The following is a 15,621-nucleotide window of genomic DNA, read 5'->3' on the forward strand; positions in this document are numbered from 1 at the left end:
CTGGACGCCACCGTACGTCACGCCGGACTGGGATGCCGTACGGCGCTGTCGGGCCGGGTGAGGTGCGAGGTGAACCAGTCGCGGGCCAGGGAGGACACCGCGGCGAGGGTGCCGGACTCGGTGAACAGGTGGGTCGCGCCGGGGACCACGGCGAGCCGGTGCTCGCAGTGCAGCCGGTCCGCGGCGAGCCGGTTGAGGCTGAGCACCTCGGTGTCCAGGCTCCCGACCACCAGCAGTGTCGGCGCCCGGACGCGCGCCAGGACGGCGGTGGAGGCCAGGTCGGGCCGGCCGCCGCGGGAGACGATCGCCAGGATGCCGTCGTCGTCGGCCGCGGCCTCCAGGCACGCGGCCGCTCCGGTGCTGGCGCCGAAGTACGACACGGGCAGCCCGGTCTCCTGGCGCAGCCAGTCCGCGGCGGCCCGCAGCCGGCGGGCCAGCAGCACGGTGTCGAAGACATTGCCCCGGTCGTTCTCCTCGTCCTCGGTGAGCAGGTCCAGCAGCAGGGTGCCCAGGCCCGCGCGGTTGAGCTCGGCTGCGACGTACTGGTTGCGCGGGCTGTGCCTGCTGCTGCCGCTGCCGTGCGCGAACGCCACCACGGCCGGGGCGCCGCTCGGCAGCGCGAACCGCGCGGCGAGCCGCACCCCGTCGGCGGGCACCTCCACCTCGGGGTCGGGCGGCAGGTCACCGGCGTCCGGCGCCGGACGGATGGCGCGGGCGAGCAGCGCGCCGACCTCGGCGTCGTCGGTCTGCTCGAAGTCGTGGTACCAGGCGCCGACCGAGCCGAACCCGCTCGGCGTCTCCAGGCACACCACCTCGTCGGCGACCTCGCTCAGCCGTGCCGGGATACGGTCGGGGGCCACCGGGACGGCCAGCACGATCCGGGCCGCGCCCTGCCCGCGCACCACCTGGCAGGCGGCCGTCGCGGTGGCCCCGGTGGCCAGGCCGTCGTCCACGACCACGACCGTGCGGCCGTCGAGCGGGGCGGGCGGGCGTCCGGCGCGGTAGGCCGAGACCCGCCGCACGAGTTCGGCGCGTTCGCGCTGTTCGACCTCGGCCTGTTCCTGCGGGGTCACCCCGGTCGCGGCCACGACGTCGTCGTTGAGCACGTGGACGCCGCCCTCGCCGATCGCGCCGAAGGCGAGCTCCGGCTGCCAGGGCACCCCGAGCTTGCGGACGACGAGGACGTCGAGCGGGGCGTGCAGACAGCGGGCCACCTGGTAGGCGACCGGGATGCCGCCGCGGGGCAGGCCGAGCACGACCACGTCCGTGCCGCGCAGGCCCTCCAGGGCGTCCGCGAGCTGAAGTCCGGCGTCGACCCGGTTCTCGAAGCGCATGCGGCCCCCATCCTCGTCGTGTCGTCAGCCCGTCATGTGGCCGCCCCAGCGCGGGCCGACCAGTTCCCACTCGCGGTCCCAGCGGTCCATGCGCCGTTTGTCCATCCGCCACCGGGTGAGCGCGGCGCCGGCGAGCGCCGTGCCGGCGAAGGCGACCGCCGCGGCCGTGCCGAGCAGTCCGGCCTCGACCGAGGCCTCGGCCCCGGTGGGCGGCGCGGCGGCGAGCGTGCCCTGCGCGTCCTGCCACACCACGACCTTGGAACCGGTCGGGTGCCCGGCGTCCACGAGGGCGATCCCGGTACGTGCGGTGCCGTCCGGGGCGGTCCACTTGACCTTCGCCCTGACCTGGTCGGAGACGGTGCCCGCGCGCGGGGTGTCGGACGGCGCACCGCCGGTCACGACGGCCTGGACGGCGGTGCGCTCGGCGCGCTGCCGGGCGAACGTGGCGTCCGCGGCGTGGGCCGTGACGACCCCGGCGACGATCCCGCCGACGAGGGCGACCAGCCACACGGCGAGCAGGATCCAGGCCTCGACTACATCGTCGTGCCGCCGCAGCGGGTTGTTCCGCCACCGCCACAGCCACTGAGCTGACTTCCTGCTGTCGCGCATCGGTTCGCACCTCCCTAACAGGGTCACACCGCGGGAGCGGCGGGGCCACCTCTGGGTGACGGAGCTGTCGCGGGGACCCCGCCCGGGCCGGGGCGGGGTCCCCGCCCGTCACGTGCTGATCGGTCCGGAGAGCTCGACGATGTCGTCCGCGGCCACGTCGTGCAGCCGGATGGCGAGGTCCTCCAGGGCCCGGCTGGCGGCGAGTTCGTCGCCGATCTCGGGGACGGGCCGGTCGAGCGGGCTGCGCCGGGCCGTGCCCCGGCCGGTGACGGTGTCGGTCTCGCCGTTGCCGTCCATGTCGCCCGTGGTCAGGACGGCTCGCGCCCGTGTGTCGTCGCCGTCCTCGGTGATGTAGATCTGCACATTCCACTGCTTGTCCGGCATCGCGATCACTCCCGTGCACTCCCGTGCGGAATACGCCCCTGGGTACAGACTGCGCCCCGTTCGCGGCCCCGAGCCACCCGAACGGAGGACTTGCGGACCCGGCGCCGTTGATGCCTAGACTATTCGTACAGGGATTGGACTGTCCGTCCAGACGGTGGGAGGGGCTGGTGACGTGACGGAGGCAGCGGGAAGGGGAGTGGGCGCATGGCAGCCGAAGACGACGTGGGGCGCGAGGAGAGGCTGTGGGGCGAAGAGGACTTGGACCGTGACGGGGATCCGCGGGGCGGGGAGGATCTGGGGCGCGATGAGGATCCGCGGGGCGCGGAGGATCTGGAGCGCGAGCGGGACGCGATCATCGCCGCGTTCACCCCGGCCGTGGCGGGGATCGCCGCGACCTTCGGCCCGGTCTGCGAAGCGGTGCTGCACGACTACCGGCGGCCGGAGGAGTCCGTGGTCGCCGTGGCCGGCTCGGTGACCGGCCGCGCGGTCGGCGGCGCGATGAGCGAGATCGGCCTGCGCGCCCTGGCCCGCGGCGACGAGGCGGCCGACGAGCTCAACTACCTCACACGTACCCGCGACGGACAGCTCGTGAAGTCGTCCACCGTGCTGCTGCGCGACTCCACCGGCGCGGTCTTCGGCGCCCTCTGTCTCAACCTGGACATCGGCGCGGTCTCCCAGGCCCACGCCCTGCTCGGCGCGCTCGCCGGCCTCGGCGGCACCCCGTCGGCGGGCCTGCCCGTCACCACGTTCGGCAACGACATCGACTCGGTGGTCGACGCCATGGTCGACACCCGACAGCTCCACCGGCACCAGAACTGGGCCGGGCTGGACCGCGCCGGACGCCTCGAGCTGTTCCGCGGCCTGGACGAGCAGGGTGTCTTCGCCGTCCGCCGGTCCGTCGAGCAGGTCGCCACCCGCCTCGGCATCTCGCGTGCCTCCGCCTACCACTACCTGGCCCAGGCCAGAGCCTCGGGCCCGGACGACGCCGGACCCGGCCCGACCCCGAAGGGAGCCCACCCGTGACGGCCACCACCCCCGTCGTGACGCTCGAGGACGTCCGTGCCGCCGCCGCCCGGATCGAGGGCGTCGTCCACCGCACGCCCGTGCTGCGCTCACGCACCCTCGACGCCCTGGTGGGCGGCGAGGTCTTCCTGAAGTGCGAGAACTTCCAGAGGGTGGGCGCGTTCAAGTTCCGCGGCGCCTATCACGCGGCCTCCCGGCTCACCCCGCCGCAGCTCGCCCGGGGCATCGCCGCCTACTCCTCCGGCAACCATGCCCAGGCCGTGGCGCTCGCCGCGCGCGAGCTGGGCACCACCGCGGTGATCGTCATGCCCGAGGACGCACCCCGCTCCAAGCGGGCGGCGACCGAGGGCTACGGCGCCGAGATCGTCACCTACGACCGCTACACCGGCGACCGGGTCGCCCTCGCCGAGGCGCTCGCGGCGGAGCGCGGCCTGACCCTGATCCCGCCCTACGAGCACCCGGACATCATCGCCGGACAGGGCACGGCGGCACTGGAACTGCTCTCCGAGGCAGGTGAGCTGGACACGCTGGTGGTGCCGGTCGGCGGCGGCGGGCTGATCGCCGGCAGCGCCACCGCGGCCAAGGGCCTGCACCCCGGCATCCGGGTCGTCGGCGTGGAGCCGGAGGAAGGCGACGACACCAAGCGGTCCCTGGCGGCGGGCCACCGCGTCAGCATCCCGGTGCCGCACACCATCGCCGACGGACAGGCCCTGCACACCCCCGGTGAGCTGACCTTCTCCGTCAACCGGCGGCTGGTCGACGACATCGCGCTGGTCGGCGACGACGAGATCAGGGCGGCGATGCGGTTCGCCTTCGAGCGGCTGAAGATCGTGCTGGAGCCGAGCGGCGCGACCCCGCTGGCCGCCCTGCTGGCCGGTCGCACGGCCGGACCGTCGCGCCGCACCGGTCTCATCCTCTCCGGCGGCAACATCGACGCCGACCGCTTCGCCGAGCTGTGCGCCGGGAGATCCGGCGGGAAGTGAGCCGCACCGCGACGGAGATCCCGCGGGAAGTGAGCCACTCCGCGCCGGGAGACCCCGCCGGGAGTGAGTCACCCGATTGGCGGCCCCCGCCTCGACGGGCGGACGATGAGAGGGAGTGGCCCGGCCCGTACCGGAGTCCGTTCCCGGCCCGGGAGCGGCAGGCGGGGCCGGACCCGGCCGTCCGGGACGGCCGGAAAGGAGGAGCGTCATGCTGGAAGTGAAGGCGCTCGACAAACCGGACGAGCAGCGCGAGTTCCCCCGTGGCCACCTCGAAGCGGTCCACCTCCCCGGGTGCGACTTCTCCGTGGCCACGTTCGAGCCGGGCTGGCGCTGGTCCGAGTCCGTCGGACCGATCGCGGGCACCGAGACCTGCCAGATGAACCACAACGGCTATGTCGTCCAAGGCCGGATCCACATCCTCATGGACGACGGCAGCGAGACCGAGGCCGGTCCGGGCGATGTGTTCGTGTGCTCGCCGGGGCACGACGCCTGGGTCGTCGGCGACGAGGCGTGTGTCGCCTTCGACTTCGAGGGCCAGACGGCCAAGGAGTTCGCCAAGGGACAGGGGAGCTGACGGCACAGGAGGGCCGAAGGCGCCGGGGTGCCGGAAGCCGGAGCGGCACGGCACCTGGGGGCGCAGCCTGACCCCGAGCGTGCCGCCCGCCCGGACGCACCTCGCCTTGCACGGTGGAAACCGATCGGTTTACTCTGACGGCGTCGGTAAACCGATCGGTTTCCGTCGTGTCCGTGCCCTCGCGCGCCCTCGGGCCCGCCCGCACCCCGGAGAGACCCATGACGACGATCGCAGGCGCCATCGCCCTGGTCACCGGCGGCAGCCGCGGTATCGGCCGCGCCCTGGTGGCCGCCCTGTACGAGCGCGGCGCGAAGAAGGTGTACGCCACCGCCCGCGACCCGCGCACCGTCACCCATCCCGACGCCGTGCCGCTGGCCCTGGAGGTGAGCGACCCCGCGTCCGTGGCGGCCGCGGCCGCACAGGCCCAGGACGTCACGATCCTGATCAACAACGCGGGCGCGGCGGTGAACGCCTCCTATCTGGACGGTGCCGTGGACGACGTACGCCGCGAGTTCGAGACCAACTTCTTCGGTCCGCTCCTGGTCACCCGGGCCTTCGTGCCCGTCATCGAGCGCAACGGCGGCGGCCATCTGCTCAACGTCCACTCCGTGCTGTCCTGGCTGGCGCTCGGCGGCTCCTACAGCGCGTCCAAGGCCGCTCTGTGGTCGCAGACCAACTCCCTGCGCCTGGATCTGAAGCCGCGCGGCATCGAGGTCACCGGCCTGCACGTCGGGTACGTCGACACCGACATGGCGGCCGGCGTCGACGCGCCCAAGTCCACCCCGGAGAGCGTGGCCGCCCAGGCGCTGGACGGCATAGCGGTGAACGCCCCCGAGGTGCTGGCCGACGAGCTGACCCGGCAGGTCAAGGCGGGACTCTCGGCCGACCTCACCGCGCTGTACCCGCAGCTCGCCGTCTGACCGGCCACCGGCTTCCGGCCCGGTCCCCGGTCGGGCGGGGGCGTGTCCGCGGTCTCCCGCCGCCTCAGATCGGCAGCAGCCTGCCGACGATCTCGCCCAACTGCCGGGCGTTGCGGCACTCGTGCATCTCCACCAGCTCCGCGTACTCCGGCGCGGCGGAGTCGCCCGTGCCCCACTGCGGGCGCGGCTCGGGATTGAGCCAGTACACCCGCCGGGCCTGCCGCGCGATGCGCCGTACGGCGGGCAGGTTGGGGTCGCTCAGATTCGTCCGGGCGTCGCCGAGCACGAACACGGTGGTGCGCGGGCCGACCGCGTCGCCGTAACGCTCGGCGAACTCGCCCAGCGCCACGCCGTAGTCGCTGCTGCCGTGCCAGCCGGTGAGCCTGGCCTCGGCGCCGATGCGGGCCCCGAGGCCCTCGGGATCGGCGTGGCCGTGCACCAGCATTTTGGTCACCTCGTCGACCTGGTTGACGAAGGCGAACACCCGCACCTTGCTGAACTGGTCGTGCAGCGCCTGCACCAGCAGCATCGTGAAGTCGGAGAAGCCGGACACCGAGCCCGACACATCGCACAGCAGCACCAGTTCGGGCCGGGCCGGGCGGCGTCGGCGCAGCACGGGACGCATCGGCACCCCGCCCGTGGACAGCGAACCGCGCAGCGTACGCCGCAGGTCGATGGTGCCGCGCGCGGCCCGGCGGCGGCGTGCGGCCAGCCGGGTCGCGAGCTTGCGCGCCAACGGGTGCACCGTGCGCCGCAGTTCGGCGAGCCGGTCCTTGCCCGCGTACAGGAAGTCGACCCGGTCGGCGGTCGTGGCGACGGCCCGCCGGGCGATCTCCTCGCGGCCGCGGCGCTCGGCGACCCGGCGCCGCGCCTCGTCGGACACCTGCCGCCGGAAGGACTCGATGCGCCGCCGGATCTCGTCCTCCAGCAGCCGGCCGGTGAACCCGCTCTGCCCGCCGCGGGCCCGGACGTCGTCGCGGACGCGGGCCAGCAGGGTCTGCGGGCGGATGCGTTCCAGTGCCTGGTAGGAGGACCAGCCGTCCGAGCCGGAGGTGCCGCCGTAGCCGCCGAACCCGTCGACCGCCTCCACCGCGAGCCGGGCCAGCGCCGCCCGGTCGTCGTCGGCCAGCGCCGCCGCCAGCCGCTCGCGGAGCTCTTCGCGGCCCGCCGAGCGCTCCTGGGGACCGCCGACCGCGCGCGGGAAGTACAGATCGAAGACGGGGTCGAACACCTGCCGCTGGGCGTGGGTGTGCAGCAGGGTCGCGGCCAGGCCCTCGCGCAGCAGCTCGCGGTCGGCGAAGCCGAGTTCGGCCGCCGCCCGTGCCGCGTCCAGGGTCTCGCCGGTGCCGATGCGCACCCCGTGCGTCCGCAGCGCGTCCACCAGGCCGGTCAGCCGGGCGGTGACGTCCGACGCGGCTGTCACACGGCGTCCAGGTCGAGCTTGGCGGCCGCCTTCAGTACGTCGTCCTGGTGCTTGAGGACCACGCCCAGGGTGTCCCGTACGACAGTCTCGTCCAGGGTGCCGGCGCCCAGCGCGAGCAGGGTGCGCGCCCAGTCGATGGTCTCGGCGACCGACGGGACCTTCCTGAGGTCCATGGCCCGCAGCGCGCCCGCCACCCGCACCACGGACGCGGCCAGCGCCTCGTCCAGCTCGGGCACCTTCAGCCGTACGATCCGCCGCTCCAGCTCCTCCTCGGGGAAGCCGATGTGCAGGAACAGACAGCGGCGGCGCAGGGCCTCGGACAGCTCGCGGCTGGCGTTGGAGGTGAGCACGACGAACGGGCGGCGGGTCGCGGTGACCGTGCCCAGCTCGGGAACGGTCACCTGGAAGTCGCTGAGCACCTCGAGGAGCAGGCCCTCCACCTCGACGTCGGCCTTGTCGGTCTCGTCGATCAGCAGGACCTTGCGGTCGTCGCCGCGGATCGCGGTCAGCAGGGGCCGGGGGAGCAGGAACTCCTCGCTGAAGATGTCCGTGCGGGCCTCGTCCCAGGACTCGTCGCGGCCGGCGCTGATCCGCAGCAGCTGCTTGGCATGGTTCCACTCGTACAGCGCGCGGGACTCGTCCACGCCCTCGTAGCACTGGAGCCGGACCAGCCTGGCGTCCGCGACCGCCGCCACGGCCTTGGCGAGCTCGGTCTTGCCGGTGCCCGCCGGACCCTCGACCAGCAGCGGCTTGCCGAGCCGGTCGGCGAGGAACACGGACGTGGCCACGGCAGGGGAGGCGAGGTACCCCACCTCGGCGAGGCGGGCGGAGACGTCGTCGACGGAAGTGAACAACCGGGCCTCCGGCGGTCATGGGCGTACAGGGTTCTGACCCTCCTATCTAAGCGCTTGTTCACTGCTCGTGTCACCTGGTTGCCCGGCGCCCGCCGCGGGAGGGATGCGCGGGGCGGGGGCGGTGTGTGTACACCGATCGGTTTCCGTCTCGTTCCGCCGCGCGGTAGCCTCGCCGTATGACCACGGACAAGGCCGCCGCGGCCACGGACAAGGCCTCCCCCCGGGACCGGCTGCTGGACGCCGCGGGCGCGCTCTTCTACCGGGAAGGCGTCTCCGTCGGCGTCGAGGCGCTGTGCCGGGAGGCCGGAGTCTCCAAGCGGTCGATGTACCAGCTGTTCGGCGGCAAGGACGAGGTCCTCGCCGCCAGTCTGGAGCGGCGCCTGCCCGGCTACGAGCAGCGGCTGCGGCCCCCCGCGGAGGAGGCCGGCACACCGCGCGAGCGCATCCTGTACGTCTTCGGCCGACTGGCCGAGGCCGCCGCCGAGCCCGACTACCACGGCTGCCCCTACCTCGCCGCCCTGGTGGAGCTGAAGGACCCCGGCCACCCGGCCGGCCAGGTCGCCCGCTCGGCGAAGGAGCGGCTGCTCGCCGCGTTCCGCGGCGAGGCCGAGCGCGGCGGTGCCCGCGACGCCGGGCTGCTCGCCCGTCAGCTGGTCCTGGTCTTCGACGGCGCGAGCGCCCGCGCCGGAGCGGGTGTGGAGAGCCTCCAGGACGGCCTGGCCGCCGTGACGGCCGCGGCCCTGCTGGACGCGGCCGGGGTCGGCTGACTGCCGCCACCCGGATCGGGCCGCCCGCCGCCCGCGGTCCGTCCGGGAGGCCGCCTAGTCGCCCGCCCCGTCGCGGTCCAGGGCCGTGCACACGCACACCCGGTTGCCGTCCGGGTCGGCCAGGACCGTGTACGAGGGGGCGTTGGAGGCGTCCACGACCGTACCGCCCGCCACGACGGCCGCCTCGACGCGGGCGTCGGCCACCTCGGGGGCGAGCCACACGTCGAGGTGCCAGCGCTGGCGGGGCGGCTCGTGCGGGTCCGTGGACTGGAACCACATCGGGGGCACCCGGTCGGTGGGGTCGAGGACCTCGTCGCCCCGCGCGTTGCCGCTGTCTCCGGTGAGCAGCGCCGACCAGAACGGCGACAGCGCCGAGTGGTCCGCGGTGTCTAGCGCGAGCTCGATCTGGGTGACCTCGCCGGGTACGGGGGTGAGCCCGTGCTCCCGGGCCAGGTCGCTGATCGCCCCGGCCAGCTCCAGATCCGCCGCGGTGACGCCGCGCCTGCCGGTGGCGCCGTCCACCGTGGACAGCGTCACGTCGACGCCGCCGCGCCCCCAGCGGATGTCCGGCTCCAGTCCGGCGTCCCCCGCCGCCTTCGCCACGGCGGCCACGAACACGGCCCCCATCACACGGTCGACGGGCCGGAAGCGCGCGGCCAGCGGCTGGGCCAGCTTCCGCCAGTCACCGAGGCCGGTGCCGATCGCCTTGACGATGTCACGATTGCCGAGAGTCTCCATGGGGTCATGCTCGCAGCGCGCACCGCCCACGGCCCAGCGCGACGCAGGAAACCCTCACCGGAACCCCGGGGCGTTGCGCCGCGCCCACTCCTCGTACGACCCCGCCGGCCGGCCGAGCACCCGTTCCACATCGGCGCCGACCCGCCGCTCCGCCTCGTTCGGCTCGCCCAGGATCGACAGCGTCGTCTCGGCGACGGGCTCCGGCATGAACCGCGTCAGCACGGCCAGCGCCTGCGCGCGCGACTGCTCCACGAACCGCACCGGCTCCCCGAGTGCGGCGCCGATCGCCGCGGCCTGCTGCCGGGGCGTGACCAGGGCCGGGCCGGTCAACTCGTAGACCCGGCCGCCGTGTTCGCCCGCGCGGAGCGCCACCGCGGCCACCTCGGCGATGTCGTCCGGGTCGACCACGGGCAGCCCCGTGTCACCGAAGGGCGCGGCGACCGTCCGTGCCGTGCGCACCGACTCCGCCCAGGCGTAGGAGTTGGACGCGAAGCCGCCCGGCCGCAGGATCGTCCACTCCAGCCCGGACGCCCGTACGTCCTCCTCGATCGCCCGCGCCACCCCGCCGTGCGAGGCGGAGTCCGGCCGGGTCGCCACACCCTGCGAGGACAGCAGCACCACCCGCTTCACACCCCCGGCCGCGGCCGCCTCCAACAGCGCGGCCGCGGGCAGCAGATGGGCGCTCGGGCCGCCGCTCTGGAGGAACAGCGCGTCGGCGCCGTCGAACACCGGACGCAGCCCGGCGACGTCCGTCAGATCCGCCCGGCGCGCCAGGACACCGGCCGGGACATCGCCCTGCGCGACACCGCGCGAGGTGGCGGTCACCCGCTCCCCGGCCGCCGCCAGCGTCCGCACCAGCGCCCGCCCCACGTTCCCCGTCGCTCCCGTCACCACGATCATGTACAACTCCTGTGTAGTCAAAGGTGATTGAGGGCGTCCGACCGGGGGCGAACCCGCTCCCCGCGCCGCCGGGACGACGCTAACAGCGCCGATATAGTAGGTACCTAGAGGAAAGTGACTACCTCGAAGGGATGCGCATGGCCACCGACCCGATGCCGATCGCACCCGCCGGTGCCGATCCGCAGCTCGCCTGCCCGATCGGCCCGGTCGTGGACATCGTGTTCAGCCGCTGGACCACCCCGATCCTGTGGGTGCTGCACACCTACGGCGTCCAGCGCTTCGTCCAGATCGAGCGCCGGATCACCGGCATCACCCCGAAGGTGCTCACCCAGCGGCTGCGCCAACTGGAGCGGGACGGACTCGTCGTGCGCACCTACCACCCGGAGGTCCCGCCCCGCGTCGAGTACGAGATCAGCGAACTCGGCCGGAGCCTCGGCCCGTTGTTCGCGCACCTCGCCGACTGGACCACGGAGAACCTGCCGACGGTCGAGCGGGCCCGCGAGGCGTACGACCGCGCCGAATAGGGCGTTCCTCGAAAATCTCGCCCGCCCCGCGACGCCTGGCACGCGCCGAAGGGTCCTAGTACCCGACCAGCACGACTTCCAGGGTGCGCGGGCCGTGTACGCCCTCCACCCGGTCCAGTTCGATGTCGCTCGTCGCGGACGGCCCGGAGATCCAGGTCAACGGCCGTAGGGGATCGAGCCGTTCGAGAGCATGGGGCACGGACGCGACGACCTGCCCGGGGACCCGGACGACACAGATGTGGTGGTCGGGGATCAGGGAGATGCGGCGCCGGCCCTGGTCGGGCGAGCCGTCGAGGACGATCGTGCCGGTCTCGGCGACGGCCAGCGCGCAGCCGGTGACGACGCTGTCGACCCGGTCGAGCTCGTGCGCGGTGTCGGCGGCGAGATCGTCGACCCGGGCCGCCTCGACGGCCCCGAGCCAGGACGGCGGCAGGCCTGGGGGCACCAGCACGGTCCGCGCGCCCCGTTCGGCCAGCAGCCGCGCCAGCAGACCGGGCAACTCCCCTTCCGTGCACCGGTGCACGACCGCCCGGTAGTCCGCCAGATTCTCCGCGAGCAGCTCCACCGCCTCCCCGGCGTCCAGCGCGCCGTGCTCACGCAGATAGCCGCGCGGCACCGCCTGCTCGTACGGCCTCTCGTCGCGCTCCACCTCGGCCAGCGCACGCCGCACCCGGCCCAGAATCCGCTCCCTGCCGCTCACTCGGCCCCGCCCTTCCCGCCGTTCGTACGCTGCCACCAGTCGCGGAACGGTTCCGGCGGCACGGGTGGCAGTGCCCGCGAGTCGCTCCACGCGCGCGCCGGCCCCGGCAGCGTCCCGGGATGCAGCCGCCGGGTCCGCGAGGCGAGGCGCTGTCCGGCCCGCAGGGCGCCCGGCCGGCCCAGCGCCCAGCGGGCCGCGCGCATCGCCGCGCGCTCGGCGCCGTGCCCCTTCGCGGGCTTGAGCACCACCTTGTTGCCCGCACGGGTCACCGGCCCGCCCTGCACCACCCGTTCCCGCAGATGCACCAGCACCTCGGGGATGTCGATGGCGACCGGGCACACCTCGTAGCAGGCCCCGCAGAGGGAGGAGGCGAACGGCAGCGAGGCGTCGATCTCGCTGGCGGTGCCGCGCAGTTGGGGGCTGAGGATGGCGCCGATGGGGCCGGGGTAGACGGAGCCGTAGGCGTGGCCGCCGGCCCGTTCGTAGACGGGGCAGACGTTCAGGCAGGCCGAGCAGCGGATGCAGCGCAGGGCCTGGCGGCCGACCTCGTCGGCGAGGGTGTCGGTGCGGCCGTTGTCCAGTAGCACCAGGTGGAAGGCGCGCGGCCCGTCCTCGTCGGTGGTGCCGGTCCATGTCGAGGTGTAGGGGTTCATACGTTCGGCGGTGGAGGAGCGGGGGAGGGTCTGGAGGAACACCTCCAGGTCGCGCCAGGTGGGCACGACCTTCTCGATGCCGACGACCGAGATCAGCGTCTCGGGCAGGGTCAGGCACATGCGTCCGTTGCCCTCGGACTCCACGACCACGAGCGTGCCGGTCTCGGCGACCATGAAGTTGGCACCGGAGACACCCACCTTGGCCCGCAGGAACTTCTCGCGCAGATGCAGCCGCGCGGCCTCGGCGAGCTCGGCAGGGGTGTCGGTCAGGCCCTCGGGGGCCGGGCAGCCCCACGCGGCCATCCGCGAGCGGAAGATGTCCCGGATCTCGGCGCGGTTGCGGTGGATGGCGGGGACCAGGATGTGCGAGGGGCGGTCCTCGCCCAACTGCACGATCAGTTCGGCGAGATCGGTCTCGTAGGCCCGGATGCCCGCCGCCTCCAGGGCCTCGTTCAGCCCGGTCTCCTGCGTGGCCATCGACTTGACCTTGACGACCTCCGACTCCCCGGTCGCCTTCACCAGGGCAGTCACGATCCGGTTCGCCTCGTCCGCGTCGGACGCCCAGTGCACGACGCCGCCCGCTGCCGTCACCGCCTCCTCCAACTGCACCAGATAGCGGTCGAGATGGCGCAGCGTGTGGTCCTTGACGCGCTGTCCGGCCTCGCGCAGATCGGCCCAGTCGGACAGCTCCGACACCGCCCTGGCCCGCTTGGCGCGGATGGTGTGCGTGGCGTGCCGCAGATTGTCCCGCAGCGTCCGGTCGCGCACCGCCTCACGCGCGGCCTTTGGAAAGGCCGGCATCCCCACGAACGTGCCGCTCATACCGCCGGCTCCTTCTCCGTGCTCGCCAGGATCTCCGCGAGGTGCACGGGCCGCATCCCCGTGCTCAGCCTCGCCATCGTGCCGCCGATGTGCATCAGGCAGGAGTTGTCGGCCGCACACAGCACGTCCGCTCCCGTCGAGGCGGCGTTGCGCACCTTGTCCGCGCCCATCGCCGCCGACACGTCCGCGTTCTTCAGCGCGAACGTGCCCCCGAACCCGCAGCACTCCTCCGCGCCCGGCAGCTCCACCAGCTCCAGGCCCCTCACCGCCTCCAGCAGCCGCCGCGGCCGGTCGGCGAGCTCCAGCCCACGCAGTCCGTGGCAGGTGGGGTGATAGGTCACCCGGTGCGGGTAGTACGCCCCGACGTCCGTCACGCCCAGTACGTCCACCAGGAACTCCGTCAGCTCGTACGTCCTCGGCACCACCGGCGCCAGCGTCGCCGCGAGCGCGTCTCCGCGCCCCTCGGCCCGTGCCCGCTCCCCGAGCCGGGGATACAGCTCCCGCACCATCGCCCCGCACGACCCGGACGGCGTCACGATCGCCTCGTACGATCCGAAGACCTCGGCGAAGTGCCGGGCCAGCGGCTCCGTCTCGTGGCGGTAGCCGGTGTTGTAGTGCGCCTGCCCGCAGCAGGTCTGCGCCATCGGGAAGTCGACCTCCACGCCGAGCCGGGTCAGCAGCCTCACCACCGCCCGCCCGGTGCTGGGATACAGCGTGTCGTTGACGCAGGTCAGGAACAGGGCGACACGCATCTCGGCTCCTCGTGATCGGTCGTCGGACGGTGTGGTCGGTCGTCGGACGGTTGCAGGTTAGTGGGCGGCGGACCGGGCGCGGGGCGGGCTCGCGCGGCGAGAACCCGTGCGCGAGCGCCCGCGCGGCCGGCCCCTCTCGCCGCGCCGGCCCGTCCGTCCGCTGAGCGGCGGTTCAGTAGAGCCTCGTGATCCCCGGGGTCGGCAAGCGCGTTCCCATGTGCTGAACTGGGACGCGACCCGGGTACCGCCCGGGGACGTGACCAGCACTCCGACCGCACCGGGAGCACCGTTGACCGTCAGCTACCGCCAGCCCGGCGTCGTCCTCACCGACCGCCGCTTCACCGTGCCGCTCGACCACGCCGACCCGGCGGGGGAGACGATCGAGCTGTACGCCCGTGAGGTCGTGGCGAGCGACAAGGAGCGGCAGGACCTGCCGTGGCTGGTCTACCTCCAGGGCGGCCCCGGCTTCGGCGCGAACCGTTTCATCGGCCGCCCGGCCTGGCTCGGCCGCGCCCTGAAGGAGTACCGCGTCCTCCTGCTGGACCAGCGCGGCACCGGCCACTCCACGCCCGTGAACCGTCAGACGCTGCCGCTGCGCGGCGGCCCCGCCGAGCAGGCCGACTACCTCACCCACTTCCGCGCCGACTCGATCGTGCGCGACTGCGAGGTCGTCCGGCCGCAGGTGACCGGCGGCGCCCGGTGGACCGTCCTCGGCCAGAGCTTCGGCGGCTTCTGCACGGTGAACTACCTGTCGACCGCGCCCGAGGGCCTGACGGCCGCCCTCGTCACCGGCGGCCTGCCCTCCCTGCACGCCCACGCCGACGACGTCTACCGCGCCGCCTACCCGCGCATCGAGCGCAAGGTCGCCGCGCACTACGCCCGCTACCCGCAGGACGCCGAGCGAGCCCGCCGTATCGCCGACCACCTCCTCCAGCACGAGGTGCGCCTGCCGAACGGCTATCTGCTCACCGTCGAGGCCTTCCAGTCCCTCGGCATCCTCCTCGGCGGCGGTGACGGCAGCCACCGGCTGCACTTCCTGCTGGAGCACGCCTTCGTGCCCACCCCGCAGGGCCCTGCCCTCTCCGACGCCTTCCAGGAGGAGGTCCAGGGCCTGCTGTCGTTCGCCGGCCACCCGCTGTACGCGCTCGTCCACGAGGCCATCTACGGCCAGGACGCCCGCCCCACCGCCTGGTCGGCCGAACGGGTGCGGGCCGAGTTCCCGCAGTTCGACGCCGCCAAGACGCTCACCGGCGACGGCCCTGTGCTGTTCACCGGCGAGACCATCCACCCCTGGATGTTCGACTGCGACCCGGCCCTGCGCCCCCTGCGCGAGACGGCCGCGCTCCTCGCCGCGCGGACCGACTGGAAGCCGCTGTACGACCCGGCCCGGCTGGCCGCCAACGAGGTGCCCGTCGCCGCCGCGGTCTACCACGACGACATGTACGTGGACACGGCCCACTCCCTGGAGACGGCCCGTGCGATCCGCGGCCTGCGGACCTGGGTGACGGACGAGTTCGAGCACGACGGCGTCCGGGCGGGCGGCCCGCGCGTCCTGGACCGGCTGCTGGCGCTGGTACGGGACGAGGCGTGATCCCGGGGCGTGTTCCGCCCGTCCGCGGCGCGGAACACGCCCCGGCCCCACCCGTCCGGGGGAACCCCGC

General features: G+C 73.9%; 17 protein-coding genes. 7 read left to right on the forward strand and 10 right to left on the reverse strand.

What is annotated here, in order from left to right:
- Positions 1-17 precede the first annotated feature (17 nt).
- The 3 genes from ACZ6SQ_RS08835 to ACZ6SQ_RS08845 form a co-directional block, all read right to left on the reverse strand.
- A complete protein-coding gene (locus ACZ6SQ_RS08835) occupies positions 18-1,334 on the reverse strand; it encodes a phosphoribosyltransferase family protein (protein ID WP_469558224.1) in 1,317 nt (438 codons plus the stop codon).
- Between the two features lie 24 nt (positions 1,335-1,358).
- Complete coding sequence (locus tag ACZ6SQ_RS08840; protein WP_469558226.1) at positions 1,359-1,943, reverse strand: Rv1733c family protein; 585 nt, start codon at positions 1,941-1,943, stop codon at positions 1,359-1,361.
- A gap of 108 nt (positions 1,944-2,051) precedes the next feature.
- Complete coding sequence (locus tag ACZ6SQ_RS08845; RefSeq protein ID WP_469558228.1) at positions 2,052-2,327, reverse strand: DUF1876 domain-containing protein; 276 nt, start codon at positions 2,325-2,327, stop codon at positions 2,052-2,054.
- 330 nt (positions 2,328-2,657) lie between these two features.
- Here ACZ6SQ_RS08845 and ACZ6SQ_RS08850 point away from each other — a divergent pair, with 330 nt between their 5' ends.
- The 4 genes from ACZ6SQ_RS08850 to ACZ6SQ_RS08865 all read left to right on the forward strand — a co-directional run bounded on the left by ACZ6SQ_RS08850 (position 2,658) and on the right by ACZ6SQ_RS08865 (position 5,827).
- Positions 2,658-3,350 carry a helix-turn-helix transcriptional regulator gene (locus tag ACZ6SQ_RS08850; RefSeq protein WP_469558735.1) on the forward strand — a complete coding sequence of 231 codons (693 nt, stop codon included), beginning with the start codon at positions 2,658-2,660 and terminating at the stop codon, positions 3,348-3,350.
- Positions 3,347-4,333 (forward strand): threonine ammonia-lyase, encoded by a 987-nt coding sequence (locus ACZ6SQ_RS08855; protein WP_469558230.1) that lies wholly within the window; start codon positions 3,347-3,349, stop codon positions 4,331-4,333. The genes ACZ6SQ_RS08850 and ACZ6SQ_RS08855 overlap by 4 nt, the downstream gene beginning before the upstream one ends.
- 208 nt (positions 4,334-4,541) lie before the next feature.
- Positions 4,542-4,907 carry a cupin domain-containing protein gene (locus ACZ6SQ_RS08860; protein ID WP_386384172.1) on the forward strand — a complete coding sequence of 122 codons (366 nt, stop codon included), beginning with the start codon at positions 4,542-4,544 and terminating at the stop codon, positions 4,905-4,907.
- A 218-nt stretch (positions 4,908-5,125) separates the two neighbouring features.
- Positions 5,126-5,827, forward strand: a complete 702-nt coding sequence (locus ACZ6SQ_RS08865) for an SDR family oxidoreductase (protein ID WP_469558233.1) — start codon at positions 5,126-5,128, stop codon at positions 5,825-5,827.
- Positions 5,828-5,891: 64 nt separating this feature from the next.
- On the opposite strand, the gene ACZ6SQ_RS08870 is transcribed toward ACZ6SQ_RS08865, so the two are convergent.
- On the reverse strand, positions 5,892-7,250 hold the full coding sequence (locus ACZ6SQ_RS08870) for a vWA domain-containing protein (protein WP_469558236.1): 1,359 nt from the start codon (positions 7,248-7,250) through the stop codon (positions 5,892-5,894).
- Positions 7,247-8,104 (reverse strand): AAA family ATPase, encoded by an 858-nt coding sequence (locus tag ACZ6SQ_RS08875; RefSeq protein ID WP_469558238.1) that lies wholly within the window; start codon positions 8,102-8,104, stop codon positions 7,247-7,249. Before ACZ6SQ_RS08875 ends, ACZ6SQ_RS08870 begins: the two co-directional genes overlap by 4 nt.
- Positions 8,105-8,280: 176 nt before the next feature.
- Between ACZ6SQ_RS08875 and ACZ6SQ_RS08880 the strand changes: the two genes are divergently transcribed.
- The gene (locus ACZ6SQ_RS08880) at positions 8,281-8,871 is read left to right on the forward strand and encodes a TetR/AcrR family transcriptional regulator (protein WP_469558240.1); all 591 of its coding nucleotides are present in this window, start codon (positions 8,281-8,283) and stop codon (positions 8,869-8,871) included.
- Positions 8,872-8,925: 54 nt separating this feature from the next.
- Here the strand turns inward: ACZ6SQ_RS08880 and ACZ6SQ_RS08885 are convergent, their stop codons facing one another.
- The gene (locus ACZ6SQ_RS08885) at positions 8,926-9,609 is read right to left on the reverse strand and encodes a VOC family protein (RefSeq protein WP_469558242.1); all 684 of its coding nucleotides are present in this window, start codon (positions 9,607-9,609) and stop codon (positions 8,926-8,928) included.
- A 54-nt stretch (positions 9,610-9,663) separates the two neighbouring features.
- Positions 9,664-10,509: an SDR family oxidoreductase gene (locus ACZ6SQ_RS08890; RefSeq protein ID WP_469558245.1), complete on the reverse strand. Its 846-nt coding sequence runs from the start codon at positions 10,507-10,509 to the stop codon at positions 9,664-9,666.
- A 131-nt stretch (positions 10,510-10,640) separates the two neighbouring features.
- On the opposite strand from ACZ6SQ_RS08890, the gene ACZ6SQ_RS08895 reads away from it, so the two are divergent.
- Positions 10,641-11,033 carry a winged helix-turn-helix transcriptional regulator gene (locus ACZ6SQ_RS08895; RefSeq protein ID WP_469558247.1) on the forward strand — a complete coding sequence of 131 codons (393 nt, stop codon included), beginning with the start codon at positions 10,641-10,643 and terminating at the stop codon, positions 11,031-11,033.
- 55 nt (positions 11,034-11,088) lie between these two features.
- On the opposite strand, the gene ACZ6SQ_RS08900 is transcribed toward ACZ6SQ_RS08895, so the two are convergent.
- From ACZ6SQ_RS08900 to ACZ6SQ_RS08910, 3 genes are read right to left on the reverse strand one after another with little or no spacing between them, the layout of a single operon-like run.
- A complete protein-coding gene (locus tag ACZ6SQ_RS08900; RefSeq protein WP_469558249.1) occupies positions 11,089-11,733 on the reverse strand; it encodes a LutC/YkgG family protein in 645 nt (214 codons plus the stop codon).
- Complete coding sequence (locus ACZ6SQ_RS08905; RefSeq protein ID WP_469558251.1) at positions 11,730-13,208, reverse strand: LutB/LldF family L-lactate oxidation iron-sulfur protein; 1,479 nt, start codon at positions 13,206-13,208, stop codon at positions 11,730-11,732. Before ACZ6SQ_RS08905 ends, ACZ6SQ_RS08900 begins: the two co-directional genes overlap by 4 nt.
- Positions 13,205-13,960, reverse strand: a complete 756-nt coding sequence (locus ACZ6SQ_RS08910) for a (Fe-S)-binding protein (RefSeq protein WP_469558254.1) — start codon at positions 13,958-13,960, stop codon at positions 13,205-13,207. Before ACZ6SQ_RS08910 ends, ACZ6SQ_RS08905 begins: the two co-directional genes overlap by 4 nt.
- A 289-nt stretch (positions 13,961-14,249) precedes the next feature.
- On the opposite strand from ACZ6SQ_RS08910, the gene ACZ6SQ_RS08915 reads away from it, so the two are divergent.
- Positions 14,250-15,551 carry an alpha/beta fold hydrolase gene (locus ACZ6SQ_RS08915; RefSeq protein ID WP_469558737.1) on the forward strand — a complete coding sequence of 434 codons (1,302 nt, stop codon included), beginning with the start codon at positions 14,250-14,252 and terminating at the stop codon, positions 15,549-15,551.
- Positions 15,552-15,621 lie beyond the last annotated feature (70 nt).

The sequence above is a fragment of the Streptomyces sp. NPDC048600 genome (assembly GCF_055587025.1).

Excerpts from the sequence above, each read along its gene's own strand:
- ACZ6SQ_RS08835 (WP_469558224.1), bottom strand. The coding sequence starts at position 1,334 with ATGCGCTTCGAGAACCGGGTCGACGCCGGACTTCAGCTCGCGGACGCC.
- ACZ6SQ_RS08840 (WP_469558226.1), bottom strand. The coding sequence starts at position 1,943 with ATGCGCGACAGCAGGAAGTCAGCTCAGTGGCTGTGGCGGTGGCGGAAC.
- ACZ6SQ_RS08845 (WP_469558228.1), bottom strand. The coding sequence starts at position 2,327 with ATGCCGGACAAGCAGTGGAATGTGCAGATCTACATCACCGAGGACGGC.
- ACZ6SQ_RS08860 (WP_386384172.1), top strand. The coding sequence starts at position 4,542 with ATGCTGGAAGTGAAGGCGCTCGACAAACCGGACGAGCAGCGCGAGTTC.
- ACZ6SQ_RS08865 (WP_469558233.1), top strand. The coding sequence starts at position 5,126 with ATGACGACGATCGCAGGCGCCATCGCCCTGGTCACCGGCGGCAGCCGC.
- ACZ6SQ_RS08880 (WP_469558240.1), top strand. The coding sequence starts at position 8,281 with ATGACCACGGACAAGGCCGCCGCGGCCACGGACAAGGCCTCCCCCCGG.
- ACZ6SQ_RS08885 (WP_469558242.1), bottom strand. The coding sequence starts at position 9,609 with ATGGAGACTCTCGGCAATCGTGACATCGTCAAGGCGATCGGCACCGGC.
- ACZ6SQ_RS08890 (WP_469558245.1), bottom strand. The coding sequence starts at position 10,509 with ATGATCGTGGTGACGGGAGCGACGGGGAACGTGGGGCGGGCGCTGGTG.
- ACZ6SQ_RS08895 (WP_469558247.1), top strand. The coding sequence starts at position 10,641 with ATGCGCATGGCCACCGACCCGATGCCGATCGCACCCGCCGGTGCCGAT.
- ACZ6SQ_RS08905 (WP_469558251.1), bottom strand. The coding sequence starts at position 13,208 with ATGAGCGGCACGTTCGTGGGGATGCCGGCCTTTCCAAAGGCCGCGCGT.
- ACZ6SQ_RS08910 (WP_469558254.1), bottom strand. The coding sequence starts at position 13,960 with ATGCGTGTCGCCCTGTTCCTGACCTGCGTCAACGACACGCTGTATCCC.